General features: G+C 46.3%; 16 protein-coding genes. 2 read left to right on the plus strand and 14 right to left on the minus strand.

Features of this window, described 5'->3' with window-relative positions; genetic code table 11:
• Nucleotides 1-3: 3 nt before the first annotated feature.
• The 3 genes from FB479_RS17895 to FB479_RS17905 all read right to left on the minus strand — a co-directional run bounded on the left by FB479_RS17895 (nucleotide 4) and on the right by FB479_RS17905 (nucleotide 4,799).
• A complete protein-coding gene (locus FB479_RS17895) occupies nucleotides 4-2,964 on the minus strand; it encodes a salicylate synthase (protein WP_142066196.1) in 2,961 nt (986 codons plus the stop codon).
• 313 nt (nucleotides 2,965-3,277) lie between these two features.
• On the minus strand, nucleotides 3,278-3,946 hold the full coding sequence (locus FB479_RS17900) for a 4'-phosphopantetheinyl transferase family protein (RefSeq protein ID WP_255438439.1): 669 nt from the start codon (nucleotides 3,944-3,946) through the stop codon (nucleotides 3,278-3,280).
• 79 nt (nucleotides 3,947-4,025) lie between these two features.
• On the minus strand, nucleotides 4,026-4,799 hold the full coding sequence (locus tag FB479_RS17905) for a thioesterase II family protein (protein WP_244937511.1): 774 nt from the start codon (nucleotides 4,797-4,799) through the stop codon (nucleotides 4,026-4,028).
• A 451-nt stretch (nucleotides 4,800-5,250) separates the two neighbouring features.
• On the opposite strand from FB479_RS17905, the gene FB479_RS17910 reads away from it, so the two are divergent.
• Entirely contained in the window at nucleotides 5,251-5,859 is a 609-nt protein-coding gene (locus tag FB479_RS17910) for an MptD family putative ECF transporter S component (protein ID WP_142066198.1), read from the plus strand.
• Between the two features lie 79 nt (nucleotides 5,860-5,938).
• Here the strand turns inward: FB479_RS17910 and FB479_RS17915 are convergent, their stop codons facing one another.
• Together FB479_RS17915 and FB479_RS17920 are read right to left on the minus strand one after the other, a co-directional pair.
• Nucleotides 5,939-6,214: a hypothetical protein gene (locus tag FB479_RS17915; RefSeq protein ID WP_142066199.1), complete on the minus strand. Its 276-nt coding sequence runs from the start codon at nucleotides 6,212-6,214 to the stop codon at nucleotides 5,939-5,941.
• A gap of 39 nt (nucleotides 6,215-6,253) precedes the next feature.
• A complete protein-coding gene (locus tag FB479_RS17920) occupies nucleotides 6,254-6,535 on the minus strand; it encodes a hypothetical protein (protein WP_232030311.1) in 282 nt (93 codons plus the stop codon).
• A 295-nt stretch (nucleotides 6,536-6,830) separates the two neighbouring features.
• Between FB479_RS17920 and FB479_RS17925 the strand changes: the two genes are divergently transcribed.
• Nucleotides 6,831-7,085 (plus strand): hypothetical protein, encoded by a 255-nt coding sequence (locus tag FB479_RS17925; RefSeq protein ID WP_142066200.1) that lies wholly within the window; start codon nucleotides 6,831-6,833, stop codon nucleotides 7,083-7,085.
• 26 nt (nucleotides 7,086-7,111) lie between these two features.
• On the opposite strand, the gene FB479_RS17930 is transcribed toward FB479_RS17925, so the two are convergent.
• The 9 genes from FB479_RS17930 to FB479_RS17970 form a co-directional block, all read right to left on the minus strand.
• Nucleotides 7,112-7,351, minus strand: a complete 240-nt coding sequence (locus FB479_RS17930; RefSeq protein WP_106656944.1) for a DUF7660 family protein — start codon at nucleotides 7,349-7,351, stop codon at nucleotides 7,112-7,114.
• Between the two features lie 187 nt (nucleotides 7,352-7,538).
• Nucleotides 7,539-8,234, minus strand: a complete 696-nt coding sequence (locus FB479_RS17935; protein ID WP_142066201.1) for a hypothetical protein — start codon at nucleotides 8,232-8,234, stop codon at nucleotides 7,539-7,541.
• Between the two features lie 192 nt (nucleotides 8,235-8,426).
• Complete coding sequence (locus tag FB479_RS17940; protein WP_106656942.1) at nucleotides 8,427-8,894, minus strand: hypothetical protein; 468 nt, start codon at nucleotides 8,892-8,894, stop codon at nucleotides 8,427-8,429.
• A gap of 22 nt (nucleotides 8,895-8,916) precedes the next feature.
• Nucleotides 8,917-9,099 carry an SMI1/KNR4 family protein gene (locus FB479_RS31280; RefSeq protein ID WP_370511691.1) on the minus strand — a complete coding sequence of 61 codons (183 nt, stop codon included), beginning with the start codon at nucleotides 9,097-9,099 and terminating at the stop codon, nucleotides 8,917-8,919.
• A gap of 148 nt (nucleotides 9,100-9,247) precedes the next feature.
• Entirely contained in the window at nucleotides 9,248-9,667 is a 420-nt protein-coding gene (locus FB479_RS17950; protein WP_142066202.1) for a hypothetical protein, read from the minus strand.
• 361 nt (nucleotides 9,668-10,028) lie between these two features.
• Nucleotides 10,029-10,625, minus strand: coding sequence for a hypothetical protein (locus tag FB479_RS17955; RefSeq protein WP_255438440.1), 597 nt, complete (start codon nucleotides 10,623-10,625; stop codon nucleotides 10,029-10,031).
• Nucleotides 10,594-10,812, minus strand: coding sequence for a toxin C-terminal domain-containing protein (locus tag FB479_RS17960; protein WP_142066203.1), 219 nt, complete (start codon nucleotides 10,810-10,812; stop codon nucleotides 10,594-10,596). The genes FB479_RS17955 and FB479_RS17960 overlap by 32 nt, the downstream gene beginning before the upstream one ends.
• 285 nt (nucleotides 10,813-11,097) lie before the next feature.
• A complete protein-coding gene (locus FB479_RS17965) occupies nucleotides 11,098-11,604 on the minus strand; it encodes a hypothetical protein (RefSeq protein WP_142066204.1) in 507 nt (168 codons plus the stop codon).
• A gap of 2 nt (nucleotides 11,605-11,606) precedes the next feature.
• Complete coding sequence (locus tag FB479_RS17970) at nucleotides 11,607-17,507, minus strand: RHS repeat-associated core domain-containing protein (RefSeq protein ID WP_255438441.1); 5,901 nt, start codon at nucleotides 17,505-17,507, stop codon at nucleotides 11,607-11,609.
• Between the last annotated feature and the right edge of the window lie 7 nt (nucleotides 17,508-17,514).

The following is a 17,514-nucleotide window of genomic DNA, read 5'->3' on the forward strand; positions in this document are numbered from 1 at the left end:
CCCCTATTCTTTTCCAATCAGCTGCCTGGAGAAGCTGCTCAGCTTTTCACGCGTTTCTTCCAGTTCTCTGGACGGCAAAGACATTTCGACGACACCAGCTCCGGCATGCAGCCAAGCCTGGTTGTCCTTTTGATAAATCGTTCGTAGCACGAGAGCCGCATCCATGGCACCGTCGCTGTCAAAAGTCATGACGCACCCGCTGTACAGACCTCGTGGCACATTCTCCAATCTGCCAATCGCCTCGATCGATTCTCTTTTCGGGATTCCCGAAGCGGTAACAGCCGGGAACAACGCGCGGAAGGCATCCCATGAATTGCATTCTTGTTTCAGCTTCCCTTTCAAGCGAGAAGCGATATGCTGAACCGTTCCTCGGCTAGCTACTGACATAAAATCGTTCAAGACGATACTTGTTGAATCGCAAACGCTTTTCAGCTCTTCGAATGCCAGCTTGACGGAAACAGCGTGCTCGGCAATTTCCTTCGGGTCATTCAGCAGCTCTTCCTTGAGCCTGCTGGCCTCTTCTTCACTGCTGCCTTTTGCCCGTGTTCCCGCGAGTGGGAAGGTACTCACCCATCCGTCGCTATCAACTTCTACAACTGTCTCCGGACTAAAACCAGCTGCACCGAGACCGTCCAAACTAACAAGGAAAGAGCGTGCTGGCGTATTCACTCGTCTGCCAGCAATATAGCTCGCAACCAGATCCAGCTCGTGATCAAGCGGAATTTTTCTCGACAAGATGACCTTGTGGTATTTGTGTTCCTGAATCTCGCGTACCGCTTCGGCCACGTTTTGCATGTAGGCTTCCGCGTCGTATGTATCGGTTTGCGGGACGGACAGCTTTGGCTTGTCCACTCTTTGGGTCAGCTGTTGCTCGGCGTGCGTATTCATCGACAGCTCCCGAAGCAGTTGGCTAAATTCGCTCCGCTTCTCTTCACGCAAGGCTCTCAATAGGACCGTGCCTTTGTTGAAGCGCAGCTCGACCTCAGGAACAAACAGCTTGAGCAAGCAACCCTCTTCTGGCATGAGCGGCAAGCCTTGATAATAACGCGCCATGCCAAAATGGACGGTTCCATAAGCGCGCCAGTTTTGAATCGGCACCTGTGCCATCGCTTTTTCGAGCGTCTCACTCAGCTCGTTGTTGTCGAAACGGAGAGTCTCGTTGCGATAAGTCAAAGTAGTCTGCGCACCATCCACGTAGAGAAGCGCATGAATCCCCATTCCTAGTGACAGCTCATCTCCGTTTTCATAGAGCAGGTAGTTTTCATACCCGCTGCGCTCTGCAATCAGTGCCGCTGCCATATGCGCATCACCCGCAAAAGCAAACGTCTCTTCCAAATAAGCGATTTCCGCTGGCTTCGTCTCTGATTTCGGCGCTAACGCCAGTTCTTTCAGCTTGGCTTTATTGACTTTTCCGACGCTGGTTAGCGGCCAGTAATCGATGCGTTCGATTTGGTCTGGCATTTTGTAGCGTGCCACTCCTTTTTCCTGGAAGAAGGCATGGACGTCCGCCAAGCTGATCGTCTCGTCGTCGGTGATCAAAAATGCGCAGCTTTTCTCGCCCAGCACTGGATCGGGAAGTGTAATCAGCGCCGCGTCTTTAATGGCTGGGTGCATGCGCAGGTACGTCTCTACTTCAGCCGGCATGATTTTTTCGCCCGCTCGGTTGATTTGCTCTTTGATCCGTCCACCGATTTGAATATTTCCTTCTGGCGTGATTCTCGCCTTGTCCCCAGAGCGATAGAATCCATCGGGCGTAAAGCTCTCGCGGTTTTGTTCCTCCGCTCTGTAGTAGCCGCGAATCGTATACGGTCCCCGCACAATTAGCTCTCCGTATTCGCCTGGCGCGACATCGTTTCCATGCTCATCCACGATTCGCACTTCATCGCCCTCGGAAATCGGACGCCCCTGGCAGCTGGTAATGATCGACTCAGGATCATCCAGTGATGTGCAGCAGATGAGCCCCTCGGCCATACCGAAAACTTGCTGGAGCTTGCATTTCCATTCTCGCGTGATGCGGCTGGCGAGATTATCATCCAGCATGGAGCCTCCCACCTGAAGAACCTCGAGACTCGACAGGTCGCTTTCTGTATCCCATTCCAGCACTTCCTGCCATACTTGCACGATCGAAGGCACGAGGCCGGTAATGGTCACGCGTTCTTTCTCAATCAGCGGAAAAGCTTCGTCGCAGCTGGTAGTTTTACATAGTACGATCTTGCCGCCAACGGACAGTGTGCCTAAGATGCCTGGGCAGCACAGAGGGAAATTATGCGCAATCGGCAAAACTGCGAGATAGACGCTTCGCTCTGTCAGTTGGCAACGGGCTGCGGTTGCTTTTGCATTGTAGACGTAATCTGTGTGTGTTCTCGGAATCAACTTGGGTATCCCTGTCGTACCGCCAGACAACAGCAATAACGCAGTGTCTTTGTACGAAGGGGCTTCCAGCTCGATTGGCGGTCCGCTTATCTCAGCCAAGTTCCTCCCGATCGAACTGTCCCCATCCGTCATGACGAATTTAACCGACGTATGCCTTTTGACTAAATCTTCTGCCATCTTCGTGTAATCAAAACCGAGAAACGTCGTTGGAAGGATGTAGGCAACAGGCCTCGCAAGTGCAAAAATCCCGTCCAATTCAGCCTCTCTGTGGGCAGGCAATACGAGAATCGGCACAGCCCCGATGCGAAACAGGGCAAAGCAAGTCAGTACGAAAGAAATTCGATTCGGAAGCTGGACGGCTACATTGTCGCCTTTTTGAATTCCCATGTGATAAAAACCGGAAGCAAGCGCATCCACCTTGCTGTCGAGCTCGCTATAAGTGAGCCTCTCCTCGTCCTCCACCAGCGCTTCTTTGTTCTGGTACTGTTCCGCCCATTTGCGCAATTGCTGCCCAATTGTCAGCGGCTCCCAAAAACCACGCTGTTCATAAGCTATTGCAGCTTGCTCATACCACTCCGTACTTACTCTCATTCCGTCCTCCTCCTGTGTAACTGCGGGTCACTCTTTGCGCCCGAAGCCGGATCATGCAGAGACTGCCTTGTCGTTGTACGCATCATGTTGGTTTGTCTAACAACAAGATATTGATAGTGATTCTCATTGTCAATTTCATCTTCAAGCTGTTTTTTCTACATTTGGGAAAAACAGGGTAGATTATCTTCCGTTTTCTCACGATTTCTTCGTTTCTCACGATGAGATTTCCATATTCTTACACACTTATATACTCTCATTAAACCCGATAAAGTTTATCAGTATAATAGAAGATTCTCGTTTCAAGTACTCCGATTTACGGTCTTCCTATCCCGATTGCAACTGCTCCTGCATAGCCTCTGGCAGGCGTAAACCCGTAAACTTTCCACTCCCCGCTCCTGATCCCATCTCCGTTTACCGTGAAGCTGCCATCTTGTTTTTCCATGAAAAATGAATCGAGAGGGCGAATTAGGCCCTCCCCTGTCGCTTTGACAAAAGCCTCCTTGCGTGTCCAGCAATCAAAAAAAGCCTGCTGTCGCTCATCAAAGGGTAAACGCAAGATCCTCTCTCGCTCCACAGGATGAAAGTAGCTCATGAGCTGTTCCATTTCCGGGATGTGACGCAAATGCTCCACGTCAACGCCGAGAAGGCGATCGCGTGAAAAAGCGACCGCCACAAGCTCATGCGAATGCGACAGATTGAAAAAAAGTGCTTCGGAATCACTGTCTGCTCCACATAAAAGCGGTTTCCCGTTCGAATTGCACTCCCATTGAACCGCGCGAGGAGAAATCCCTTGGTACAGTCCAGTCATCTTTCTCAGCAGTCCATGTGCGACAACATAGCGTTCCCTGTCTGCGTGGAAATGAAATCGTGCCCGTTTATCGAGTTCTTCGGCAGACAGATCGCCTTCCAGCTCCTGCATACGGTGTTCCCATGCTTGCACAAACGTCAGCCAAATATGCACTTCCCCTTTAGCCAACAACATAGAGGACGATTCCTCCAGAGCTGATTTTGTCCTCTCAGACAAATGGGTTATTCGCACCTGCTGCATATGCTGCATCCCATTAGCGCTCCCCTTTTCCTGCTACCGCACTCCGGTATTGTCCGATCATTTTGGTTACAGATTGCAGGAGAACCTCTTTGTTCGTCGTCAGGAAAAAATGTCCGCCGTCTACCATTTCAAACGTAAATCCGGCACTTGTATGACTAGCCCAAGCCTCCATTTCTTCCTGCGTGGCTTCCTGATCCTCTGTCCCGCAATACGCAGCAATTGGGCAATCCAACGGAGGCTCCTCGGCATACACATAGGTTTCGTCGAGGGTAAAGTCCCCACGCAACAACGGCATGAACAACTGCATGAGCTCCTTGCTTTGCAGGATCGCCTCTGGGGTCCCGGAAAAGCGTCGCAGTGCTGCGACAAATTCATCATCAGGCAAATGGTAAATAGGCTTCGGTTCCGGGAAGTGTGGAGCTCGTCCTCCTGAAACGATGAGGCCAAGCGGAAGACGTCCCCATTTGCTCTGTACGGCACGTGCCAGCTCAAAGGCAATTCGCGTTCCCATACTGTGACCGAAAAATAGAAACGGGCGATCCAAATACGGATGAATCACTTGGGCCAGCTCTTCCACCAGCTCTCCCATATCTGAGTACGCTCGCTCGGCAATTCTATTTTCCCTCCCTGGCAGCTGAACCGGGTAAACACCGACATCACTGGGAAAAGCCTGTGCCCATCCCCTGTAAATCGAGGCCCCTCCCCCTGCGTAAGGAAAACAAAACAGGCGGACGCTGTCTTTAGCTTGCGGCTGAGTAAGCAGCCATGATTTCGCTATCGTATCCATGCTCATATGTACTCCTCCATTTCGTCTCTTGCTGAAACGCTTTGATACAACGTACATGATAATGATTCTCATGTACCATTGCCAAATACATACAATCCCCTCCTTTTCCGTTTTCTGGTACATTTCCGCGATTATCCCTGATTATCTCGTCCTACGTTCACCAGAATGATTATTTTGCAAATCCTCCAACCTGTAATATTTTGGCGATTGTTCAAGAAAAACGGGAAAACACGGAGATAATAGGCGAAAAAGCTCGAAAAATATCCCAAAATATTGAAATTTGGGCTTTTTTTATTTTGACAACGATTCTCATTATCAATATTGTGTTCTTATACTGACAACCGTGTGTACAACTAGCAACCTGTTTTCCAGCATTCCTGCAAAAGGGGGATCGCAAGTAGAGAGTGTGAGTCAAGCAGATCGGCTACTTATGTCTGAGGGAGGATGTTACATGCAAGCCCAAACATCATTAGCTGCCCAAAGCGGCAGATGGACCATGCGGGATATGATTACGCTCGCGATCTTTAACGTCGTCATGCTGATACTGATGACGATTGCCCCGATTATTACCGTTGTTTCTCATTTACTGGTTGGCGGCTTTACCGCGCTACTCAACGGTCCGATTTATATGGTCATGTCCAATAAAATCGCCAAGCCCGGGACCCTATTTTTTACAGCTGTCTTGACTGGATTGTATTTTGTCGGTTTTGGCTACGCGAATTACTTACTTACCTTAGCGGTTATCGGACTCATCTGCGAACTGATCCTATGGGGAAAAGGCTCTTATCTGAATCCTGTGCGCAATGCGATCAGCTATTCTGTTTTTTATGTCGGCTATTCGCTTTGCGGGGTTGTCCCGCTTATTTTCTTCCGCGAATCGTATCTTGCGACCTTGGAAAAAAGCTATACACCCGAGCAGCTTTCTGCGATGCTCTATTACTTTGAAACCCCCAGCATGATTCTCATCATGTGCTCGATTTCATTTGTCGGTGGATTGCTCGGCTGCTATTTCGGCAATCTGTTGATGAAAAAGCACGTCAAAAAGGCAAAGCTGGTGTAATGCTCTGCGTAAAAAAAGGCATATTCCTCCTCGATGATTCGAGTTGGAATATGCCTGATCGATGTCTTAGCATCGTCCCTTATTGCCCTTCCATGGCGAGTAAAATAAACGTGATAATTGCGATGATCGTACCAAAGACGAAGTATAAACCCAAAAGAATGGCCATTAACAACAAGGTAGCTTTTGACCAGTTTTTACGATTCAGATTCCCATCTGAACCAAAAGCCCACATAAATAACAATACAATATTCGCGATCGGAATCATCATGAACAACGAGACGAGTATCCAATCTTTCATTGTCATGACCTTTTCGTTTTCCGCTATGCTTCCTTCCACATACGTTTGGTGATCCATTCTACACCCTCCACGTTTTTTGCCTATATCACCGTTTCCCTATTGTTCAACCGCTGCTCCAATGAATGCCAACATCAGAATTAAAAAGAAGACGCTCAAGTACAACCCGATGCAAACACCTATGATCAGCAAGTTCGCTTTTGCCCAGTTCTTTCTGTTTAGATTGCCTTCACTGCCAAATGCCCAAACAAAATACATCACGAGATTGACCACGGGCACCATCATAATTAAAAAAGTAATCAACCATTCTTTGACCGACATGACCCGCTCATTTTCAGGCACGTTCACTTGCCATTGCTCTTGATGTTGCTGCTGTTCCAATTCGAAACCTCCCTGTTCTGTCATGATCATTTTTATTATATTGTGTACTTTTAAAATAATCCTTACGGCAACAACTTATTGCTATGTCCCCCGTTCATCTCTTAATTTTTTCCAGTATATCATTTTTTCTTTTGCGCTACGTCGCAATTCTCCCATGTAAGAGTAAAAATCGGTCCAGGACTGCCAAATCCCCCAATTAAACAATCAACCAACGAGTTTATCTTAAAACCATATATGCTACCATTTATAGGAACATAGAGGAATGAATTGAGATCAAGCAAGGGAGAGAAGCCAGATGAACATAAAGAAAAATCAAGTATTTGTAGAACTGGAAGTAGCGAATTGGGACAACACAGACCTTTCATCCTCGTTAATTGAAATCTGCTACTCTCAGAAGGAGTATGAAAACGATCTAATCGAGGTTCATCAAGTTGTGGACTTGGGAAAGCATAAAGGCAATTCAAAATACTTAATTATCATTAATATTACGCGTGACCTGGATAATCTCGGAGATGATCTGGATAACCCTTATATCGTCAAAGGCCCTTGAAATTTTGTTTTCAAGGGCTTTTCCATTTACTCATATCGGCTTCCTGCAATTAAAATGGTAGCAAACAAATTCCAGTCTACACCTTCAAGATCAGCTAACATATTATCACAATCCTCAATCCATGACTCCATCCCACTAAGGAACTCTTCAAGTGATATATTCGCCCACTCTTTTTTATTTTGCTGATAATCCTTAACCAAATGAGAAATGAATTGAACCATATCCTCTCTACTCTCAACCGTACCCGCTCTCTCTAGAATATCCATGCGAAACTCCTCCTCCCCCTATGTCTTTATCTTCCATTTTAGTATAGATGGTTCAAAGGAGTTTGACGAATTGGGGAATGAAAAAAGCCCGCTGACGTGCAACGGGCTTTTCTGTCTCTTATGTGAGGGGGAACATCTGTCTAGTTAATAACAGGATTCGGGCTGTCACTATTCTCGTAGACGTTCCTTATTGAATAATCTCGGAAATCGCTTGCTTTTGCTCCAAAATCTCGCTTTGTACCTGGATTAGTTCTTTCAACAGATCAGCAGCCTCTTGCAAGGATGCAGCTGCTTGCTCCTTATCTCCGGCCTGGAATGCTTCCTTCGCTTCTTTCACTGTGTTCTGCTCATTTGTTTTCAGCTCTTTCGCCTGCTCTTTGTTCGCTTTCTTTTCTGTGCGAATTGGCTTCAATTCTTGGTTCATCTCTTTGAAGGACGCTTTTTTCTCTTTGACTTGGGCCAATTCTGTTTGGATATGCGCCAGTTTTTCTTCGATGGCGGTATGGTTTGCGGCGATTTCAGCTTTAATGCTCGCTACCTTTTCCTTATCCTTAGCTTTCTTCGCTTCTTTCAGTTCAGCAGACAGCGATTTGTTTGCTTCGCGCAGTGGCTTCGTTTCTTCCAGTGCACTTTTTACCTGTTCGCGCACTTCTCTCGTCACATCGCCCCAAAGAACATCCCATGCCTGTTGGTTGATTTGCGATTGTGCTTTCAGTTTATCTTGCAGAGCTTTTTGCTCCATTTGCAATGTTTTTAGCGCTTGAACTTCAGGCAGGCTTTTCCACCCTGCTACTTTCCCTTCTTTCTCAGCCGCAAAAGCTCCTACGGCACTCGTTACCAGCAAGCTCGCTGCGACTACAGATACGGAAAGCATTTTTTTCATGTGTGAACACTCCCTGTCTCCTATTGTTTCTTACAAACAAATCGTACCGTACGAGCGTCGGGAATGTTCGGGATAACCTCGTGAAAAGTAAGGGGAAAGTGTGGGATTTGGGAAAAACACAAAAAACCAGGAAAAGCCTGGGTCGATCTGATTGCCACTCATTGAAAACTATTTGGTGGGGCAGTTAGGACTCTAATCGTTCGATTTCATTTTCAAAACAACAATATTTCCAGCGTTTCCAAAACAAGAAGCATGGTACAATCCTTCCAAAATATGCTCTTTATGAAATTCCCCAACAAATATGCGATCTTCATTCTTTTGATCATTAGCGTATCGAACAAGGATTACTGTGGCATTCTGCACATGCTTGTTTTGCATGAACAATTGAATATTGCGGCTGAAACTTAGAATATCAACTGGTACTTCCTCTCTTACCAACCACTCGTCAAACTCCCCAATGAATTCTTGATTCACTATTTCAAAAACGCTTGAATGAAGAAAATGTCTCAAATGCTCTAACTTATTGGGCAAAATTTCATCTTTCGGTAACACTTTAAAATGATTGGTAACTTCAAATTCTTTCAAAGATGCAGCAACATCAGCTTCATTATCGGAATCAAATGAAATGAACTGTGTACAATCAAAGGTTACGTATGACATAGCCTCACCTCATACTGCTCGATTAAAATAATGAAAAGTTTACGCTATTCTTCATGATTTTATCTAAAAACTGATCAAACGAAGATGCAATATGTTCAACTTCTTCAAATTCAGGTTCAGAACCGCATACGATTGAACCAAATTCATTCCCGAGATCTATTGCATAATAGGTATAACCATTTCTTACAGATAAAGCTATGGGCAAATAATTCTTTATTGGTTAGATGGTTAATACTTTCGTCAACAGCCGTTCAAAAAATGAAACCTTGAAAGGCAAGCAGCCAATCAAGGTTCTGGATATTTCCACTCAAAACTATAGAGTACCCCTTCATTTTGGACAAGAATATCTAATCCTAATCCCATTCATTAAGTGGAAATTTTAGTAACTCATTGCTGCATTTTGGGCATTCTTGTTTCGAAAAATCCCTTGTCCAAATCCTACAATAAATACACCTTTTGCCGTATAATTCCGGGTGTTGTTTATTGTCCTCATCCGCTTCTGGTTCCAGTATAGCAAATACTTTTTGTCTGGTTTTTTCATATAAATGACTAACTTCAGGAGAAATATCATACGAATCAGTTGTTGGTTCCCATTCACACCCCTCTATTATTTGTACCGGTCTATCCAAATCTTCTTCTAATCTATCAAAGGATGTTCTAGGCCATTCATCAGTATGAAAAATATCTTTCTCAATTTTGTACCAATCTTCCCAACTGGATATATTTTCTAAATGACTATTTAATTTGTTTGTATCAATATTAATATTGAACATTATATTCACCTACCTTGGTGTTGGTGGTTTCTTAGTTTTTTCAAATACATACTACGCTTCGGTCGCTACAATTTCCTCTAGTTCCACAAGAACCTAGGTCAGGTTAGCGTTTTGGTCGACCACATACCGTGTCCGTCTTCCGCCCCAAGTCATCGAAGTGTGCACGTATTTGGCATCATAGGTGTCTCACTTTCCTATCAATTGCCCAATTGCCTATCAGTTGTAACACAAACCTATGGCTGGAAGGTGCAAAAAAAGGCTCATTCCTCCTCATTGTTCAAGTGGAATAAGCCTTATAAAGATGGTCTAAGGATGTAACCTTATTAGTGTTAACATAGAATATTAATAAGATAATTCTGCCTTACAAATCCTCTGATTTTTCCCACACATTATCAGGATACGGCCATTTCCATAAGTCGATAAACAACCCTATTTTTTTTATTTCATTTATTGCTTCCTCACAAATGATCGCACTACCAATATCCATATAAAAATCGTATGCGAAGTTCACAAAAAACTTATCGTTATTCCTTAATTGACAAACGATATCTTCCCTCATTCCTAATCTAACGATATGGTCAATATGGTTTCCAGTTAAAATATCGCCATCATTTAGAGAGTAATAAAACTCGATGATACTGGGGGGATAACAGTCAGGATAAAGGTTAATGTTATCTAAAAATAGTTCTTCCTTTAGTTTATTAATTATATATACCTCTAAGTCTTTAACTTGAAGAACATTCATATACGCCAAGACGGCAGCAACATATTTATCTTCTACTCTTAAATATTCTGACATTGTGAGTGGGCCGTCTTCATAAATTTTGCCAATATCAATTATTGAAGTCCAAGTAGATATCTTCGGCTTATCTTTTTCGCTTTCTAATAGTGGAGGATATTTTCTAACTTGCCAGTAATACATTTGATTAATCTCCAATCCTGTCCAAGTTTTTGTCATATGTTCCCATCCTCGTTTTTCTACTCATTAAGGATTCGATTGATTCTCCCATTTTCCATACGCCACCATTATCTGTTCTACCTGTACTTTCTCTTGGAATATCTCTAGTAATATAAACTCTACGTTCTTTTGAGTAGAAAACTGCTGCTTTGGCTCTTCCCGCGTTAACTTTTTCGAAGCCTAACATCTTCGCCGCTTCTTCTGCTTGTTTATCTGTTCTGTATGGCGCTTCTGGTATTTTAGTTTTCTTAGAAGGTGCCCATTTTCCAGTCTTATTCTTATAATCATTGATTCTTTGTTGCTTTCTTCCGTAGTATCCGCCATGCGCAATTTCGTCATGCCTTTGTGAAATATTCGGGAGTTTTGAAGTCTCTCTCCTTAAATTGGATTATAAAAAATATCAAAAAGCGACAAGTAACTAAATCACCTGTCGCTTTTTCGACTATTTCAAAAACGTGTTCACTTTGGTTAATTATAACTTTTTTATAGTAATTCTTTTTAATTGGTGTAAAGCATTCTTTTTAATTTCTTTTTCCTTTGATTTACTTAAGAGTTCTAATTTCACTTTAGACTCTGGCGTATTTATATCACCTAGAGCCCAAATACATTTTACGGCAAGGGCATTTGTGTAATGAAGATACTCAAATTTTGTTATTGCTGCTTTATAAAGACTTTCTACCGATGAATTTGATTGAAAGTATTGAAGCAAGCCAGCAATATCCTCATGTGTCTTATGCCAAGCTTCAGTAATTAACTGGTTTAACATTTCCAAATGTCTTTCATCAAACAAATCAAATGTAAATCCTATATAAAATAGTAATCCTAAGTCATCTTTATTTTTTTCTCTACAAATATCTTCTAATAGTTTGTCAAAGTAGCTCGTTATTTCTATATTTCCCTTGAACAAATCCAAAAATTCTAAATCTGTTATTCCACCGCCAATAAGTTTTTTGATTAGAATTCTTAGTTCTTGATTCATTTTTATATCCTTTCAAAACTAGTAATATTATCATTAAAAATATCCAATGCAGTTCCTTTTCCTAGGCCTATATTTACTTGGGGTTTTCCTATTCCTTTTTTACCAGAGAGACCCTCCCCTTTAAAGTGCGCATATTTCTCATTCCATTTAGAGACACTACTGATATCTTTCATTTCTGGATACCTAGCATTTGTAATTGGAGAATCGTTTTTCAAACCTATTTCCTCTAATTTTGCTGTAGTGCCAGGTTTAAGTTCAAACCTTACTAGTACTCCTTCGTACTGTGCTGCATATTCCTTGGTAGGTGAAATAAAAGTTTCACCTGTACCAGGCATTCTTTTTGTTTTTTCCAATCTTTTATAATGTTTTTCGGACATTGTTCTATAATATACTTCTGATTCAACTTCACCTGTCTCCTCTTTACACTTCATCAACCCCAACGGATCAATGAACCCAATCGGATCCCCATTCACATAAGCAAAACGGTTAAACGTCTGCCCGTCCGTCATATCCCCTTGGAGCACATCTCGGTTCAGGAACCGCTTCAATCCCGGATGGTAATACCGCGCCCGCATGTAGTACAACCCATTCGGATCGGTCATGACTCCATCTCGGCCGTTATAGCAAAACGGCTGTTTCGTCCTGCCTTCATGTGCTTCCAGTTCCCCATACAATCCGTAGGTATAACGGTCAGTGACTCGACCATGCTCGTCGGTCAACAGGGTCGTGCTGCCTCGCGTATCCGCGTGATAGGACAAATAATCGCCTTGGGCATCCTCGCGACCAATAAGCCCCAATCCATATACATAATACGCTTTGGCCGCTCCATTTTCCTCCAGCTCCATAAGAACCTGAGTCAGGTCAGCGTTTTGATCAACCACATACCGTGTCGTCTTTCCATTCCAAGTCATCGAGGTACGGACGTATTCGGCATCATAGGTGTAGCGAGCTTGTCCGGCACGAACAAGACGATTGCGGGCATCATACGCATACGTTTCTGGCTGTTGCTTGCCCGGGAGCAGCAGAAGATTACCGTCCTCGTCATACTGAACCTGTTGACCATCTACGGTGTCCAGTCGGTTGTCCTTGGCGTACGTCATCGCCGTAGCAAGACTCGAACCTGAATCCCCAATAGCGGTAATATTCCCGCCCTGGTCATAGGTGTAGAGAATCTTTCGTCCTGCCATGGCTCCGCTCGTCAGGCGCCGCAGAGCATCATAGGTGTACTGCTTTTCTTCCTCTTGGATGATCTGCCCGAGCTCGTTGTACACAAACCGATATTGCTGGAGCATGACGCCTTGCGCATTCTGATCCCAAAGACGCAGAAGCTGACCAGCTGCGTCATAGTGACGCTGCTCTACCGTGCCGTTCGGTCGCTCTGTACGAATGAGGCGGTAATTTTCATCGTACGTGTACCTTGTGACACGACCTGCCCAGTCTGTGACCGTGGTCAATTGACCTGCGAGATCGTAGGTATAGCGAACCGTCTTGCCATCTGGATAGATGAGCGTTTCCAGTCTGCCTCCCGCATCGTAGGTGTACTGGAGCGTATTCCCATACTGATCGGTGCTGGAGGCGATTCGCCCCAAAAGATCGTAGGTACGGCGCTTGGTGTCTTTTCCATCTTCTTTGACACTTACCACGCGACCCTCGGCGTCGAAAGTCCTGCGAACAGTCCCCGCTTCGTCTTGCTGCTCAATGAGCTGTCCGGCTGCATCGTAGCGGTAGTGCGTTTCCTGACCGCGTGCATTTGTCTTGTCGGTCAGCCATCCGCGCTTGTCATAGCGGTAGGTCGTTCCTTCTCCGGTAGCATTGCGTTCAGCTAAAAGCAAACCACTGGCATCGTAGGAGAGGGTGGTGGCATTGCCATTGGCATCCGTATAGCTCGTTAGACGGCCTTCTCCGTCGTATTGCTGCTTGTAGACGGCTGCTTCATTTTCCAATACCTCTGTCAGACGTGCGGCTGCATCATAGGAGAACTTGGTTTTCTGTCCAGCCGCATTCGTTGTGGCAATAACTTGATGGAGCTTGTTAAATTGGTATTGGGTTGATCGTCCGAGTCCGTCTATATGAGCAAGAATGTTTCCTGCGCCATCATAGGTGAGCCCGCTCACCTTCTGTCCGGTTGCATCATAGACGGCTAGTAAACGTCCCGCCGCATCGTATTCATAGCGCTGGGTATTCCCCAAAGGATCGGTGACAGACGTCACTCTGCCCATGGCATCGCGTTCGAGACTGGTCTTCGCCCCGGTTGGGTCTACGACACCAACGATCTGCCATTCCTTGTCATACTCATAACGAGTTGTTTCACCATATGCATTCGTTATGGATTCTACTTTTTCTGTAATCGTGTACCCGATCTTCGTCGATGCTCCGCTAGCCGTAGTCTCCTCTACTCGACAATCCTGTGTATCGTAGGTGAAGGAATGCATCCTTCCGAGAGGATCTATGACACCTACAAGATTATCGTTGGCATCGAATACCTGACGCAGCGAACCCCCAAAAGCATCTGTAAAGGTTGTCATCCTGCCTGTAGGGTCGAAGCCAACACGGAAGATACGCCCTTCTGGGTCTTGAGCGGAAACAAGCATTCCCTGTCCATCGTAATGATAAGTGGTTTTTGCTCCTGTAAAATCAATATAAGTGCTTCTTTGCCCGTGCTCGTTATACCCGATGGAAGAGATGCAGCCGTCTGGTCGTGTAATGCTGACCAGCCGCTCGTGTTCATCATAGGCGTAAGTCGTGACTCCGCCTTCCGCGTCTTCTTCAGCTGTCAGTAGGTCATTTTCGTTGTACGTATACGTCGTTGTATTGCCAAGAGGATCTGTCTCTTTTACCAGATTCCCGCGATGGTCGTACGTATAAGTGGTTGTCTCACCCGCTCCGTTTGTTTCAGAAGTCGTTTGGCCCCACTCATTGTAGGAGTATTTGGTGACCGTTCCATCCTTCTCAGTCTTCTCCAGCAACTGGCCATTGTCGTCATGGATCATGATCTCGACATGCCCATTGCCGTCTGTAAAGGTCGTGACCATCATGCCAGGGCGGCTCTCGGTATCGTAGTGAATATAACCAGGGATGCCTGCCGCGTCTGTCTGGCAGATGATGCGCCCTTCTTCGTCAAACGTATTCGTGTAGACGATGACGCCATCTGATGCCAGAGATTCCAGTTGGTCATTTCCTGTATAAGACAGGTCAGTGACAACACCATTCGGATTGGTATAGCGAATCATCCTGCGGTCGGCATCATACGAAAAGCGAAGGGAACGAGTCCCATCAGACAATGCCGAAACCAAGCCATCCACCCCATACTCCAGTGAAAACGCTCGACGACTCCGCTCTTCTGTCAAGCGATTCAGCCTGCCATGCTGGTCATAGCTGAAGAGCAGCGACATTCCGGCAGCCACCGTATGGCGAAGTGCTTGTCCATTTCTGGCAAAATCGTACGTCTCTCTCGTTTCCTTGACCCACAGCGTATAGCCGTCTTGTCTTTCTCGCAGTTCGTCAAAAAAGACGTCCGCATCACTGGACCGGTATAAGCCGTCCTGAACGCGAGTAAAGGTATTGGCGCGGCCAGTATTCCACCACACTGTAATTTCTTCGCGTGTCTCATCCAGGAATTCCAGGCGCATTTCATAATTGTGTGTCCATGCTTTGCCCAGTGCTCCCTCTTGCAAAAGCAGGGAGTTGTAATGCAGTTCAAACGTCCACGTCTCGGCGCCATACAGCTTGAGGGCAGGATGAACGATAAACTGCGCTCCGGTGCCGCCATGGATCGGGTCTTTGATGCAGCTTTTCGGTTTTACTTTTTTGACGTTCATCTTTCTTACCTTGCCTGGTTTCTTGTGCTTCCCTTTGATTCTTTTCCGAGCCCAGGCCATTCCCGTTACGGTCGAGAAGACACCGTCCGTCGCATAATCTAATGCCTCAGATCCGGCTTCCTTGAACACTTCTTTCACAACAGGCTTCTGCATGAACTTGCCGACCATGCTCTTCTTCAGCTTCTGCACAGCGGCAAGCTTGTCCATACTCTCCTGAATGTTCCGCGCAGCAGTAACGACCTTGCCTTTCACTGCGCTTGCTGCATTGGCCGTCGCCTTGACAGCTTTCGATACACCCAGTGCTTTGTCCGCTGCCTTGACCGCTTTCGTTGCCTTGGACATTGCTTTGGTTGCCTTCACTGCTTTCGTCGTCAGCTTTGCCGCAGTCACTGCCGTACCCGCACCTGGAATCGCGGCTGCAAGGGACATAGCGGCACCAGCATAATCGCCACGTGCGACAGATATCCCCGCATTGACGACGTCTGCCACTTCCCCGATGACAGGGATCATCCCTACGATATCGAGTCCAAGCTGTAAGCTATCGAGGAAGCCCCATCCAGACTTCTCTTCTTCCTGCTCCTCCTCAACGACTTCTTCCTCTTCTTCCTCCTGCGGCAAATCCTCCACAACCACAGGCGCCTTCGTCAGCCCGACCATCTCAATCTTTGGCGCTTGAAGATCGACTTCCCCGTCCAAAATCATGCTGCTGGTGCTGCACATGAGGTAGATCGCTTCCTTGGCCTTGATCTCGACCTTCGTATCTGACGTAATTTCCATATCCTTTTCCGAGGAAAATACGATCGGATGCATACTGTGAATCTCGATGCCGTCCTCTTCGTGCAGCTTGATAAAAATATTGCCTTCTTCGCTCTCTTTTGCCGTAAGAACGAGCTCCTTGCCGCCCATCATCAGCTCTTTGCCAAAGTTGGTTCCCCAGTACTTGATGCCGGGATTGCCCGTTTTCGCCGTGCTGCCTCCCCCTTTTCGCACGGAGCTGACTGCCATGGCTCCTTCTTCATCTGGCGTAGAGAAGTAGAGCTTCACGGAGTCGCCCATTTGCGGCATGCAGTGAAAGCCGCTGTTGCCCTCTGCCGAGTAGACCGTGGCATAAGGGAACCAGCTCGCCTCTGCCTTGGGCTGCTTCGGATCGATGTCGAGGTGGATTTTGACGGTATCCTTTTGGATGTCGATGATCTTGCCTTCCAGGGCAGCGCCGCATATGTCGTCGTTGCGGATAGGGTTTTGACGAATGCCTGCTTCGGGCATGAGCTGATAGGTGTGAATCAGCAGGGCATGGTCGATCCTCGTTGTTGACCCGGCGACGACCAGCTCTTTGCCTTGGTAGTTCACACGGTCTCCGAGCTGGAGGACCTGTCCGCTTTCTACTTCATAGGTGAGAAAATCGTTTTCCGACATACCTGCCGCGTAGCCGTTTTCTGTCGTTTCCATATAGGGAGAAAGCCTTTTGCTGATGGTGTAGCTAGCGTCTGTCAATTGGGCAGTGCGTCCCTCGGGCAAGCCGAACCAAAACTTGGGCGTATCTGCCACTGCCTCAGCGACGAGAATGGAACCAAAGCGGGAGGCTAGTCGCTTTAAAAACTGCCAATCTGTTTCCTGATACTGAATGGCAATGGTCCCGAGCGGCGCTCCGTTCGAAGCATGGTCCAAATAATCCGAGCCGGGATAGTCCTTCGTGATTTCATCCAGCAGACTGGCATACGTCATTTGTTTATGCTGAAAAGAGCGCATCTTGCGCTGTCCGTCCATTCGCTGCGTGTGCGAGACCGCTTCCAGCTCCAAATGATACACGCCGTGAACAAAATTCACACTGACGGAATCCACGAGTCCTTTGAACAGTGTCTTCGTAAGCGAACCGTTTTCCACTAAATTCAGCGCGACTGTATCCTCACTCGTCGCCATCTCGATGTAACGGTCGCTTTTCTCCTCCGGGATGATTCCGGTGACGAACAATCTGGCGTGCTCATTGACTTTCTTCACGATTCTGACATCCTGCAGGCTTTGGATTTCAAAGGGTGAGACCAACTGAATATTCTCGTATCCAGCCAGCTTCTCTGTCGTATTCATACAATCC

Source organism: Brevibacillus sp. AG162, assembly GCF_006715575.1.
Classification (GTDB): Bacteria; Bacillota; Bacilli; order Brevibacillales; family Brevibacillaceae; genus Brevibacillus; species Brevibacillus brevis.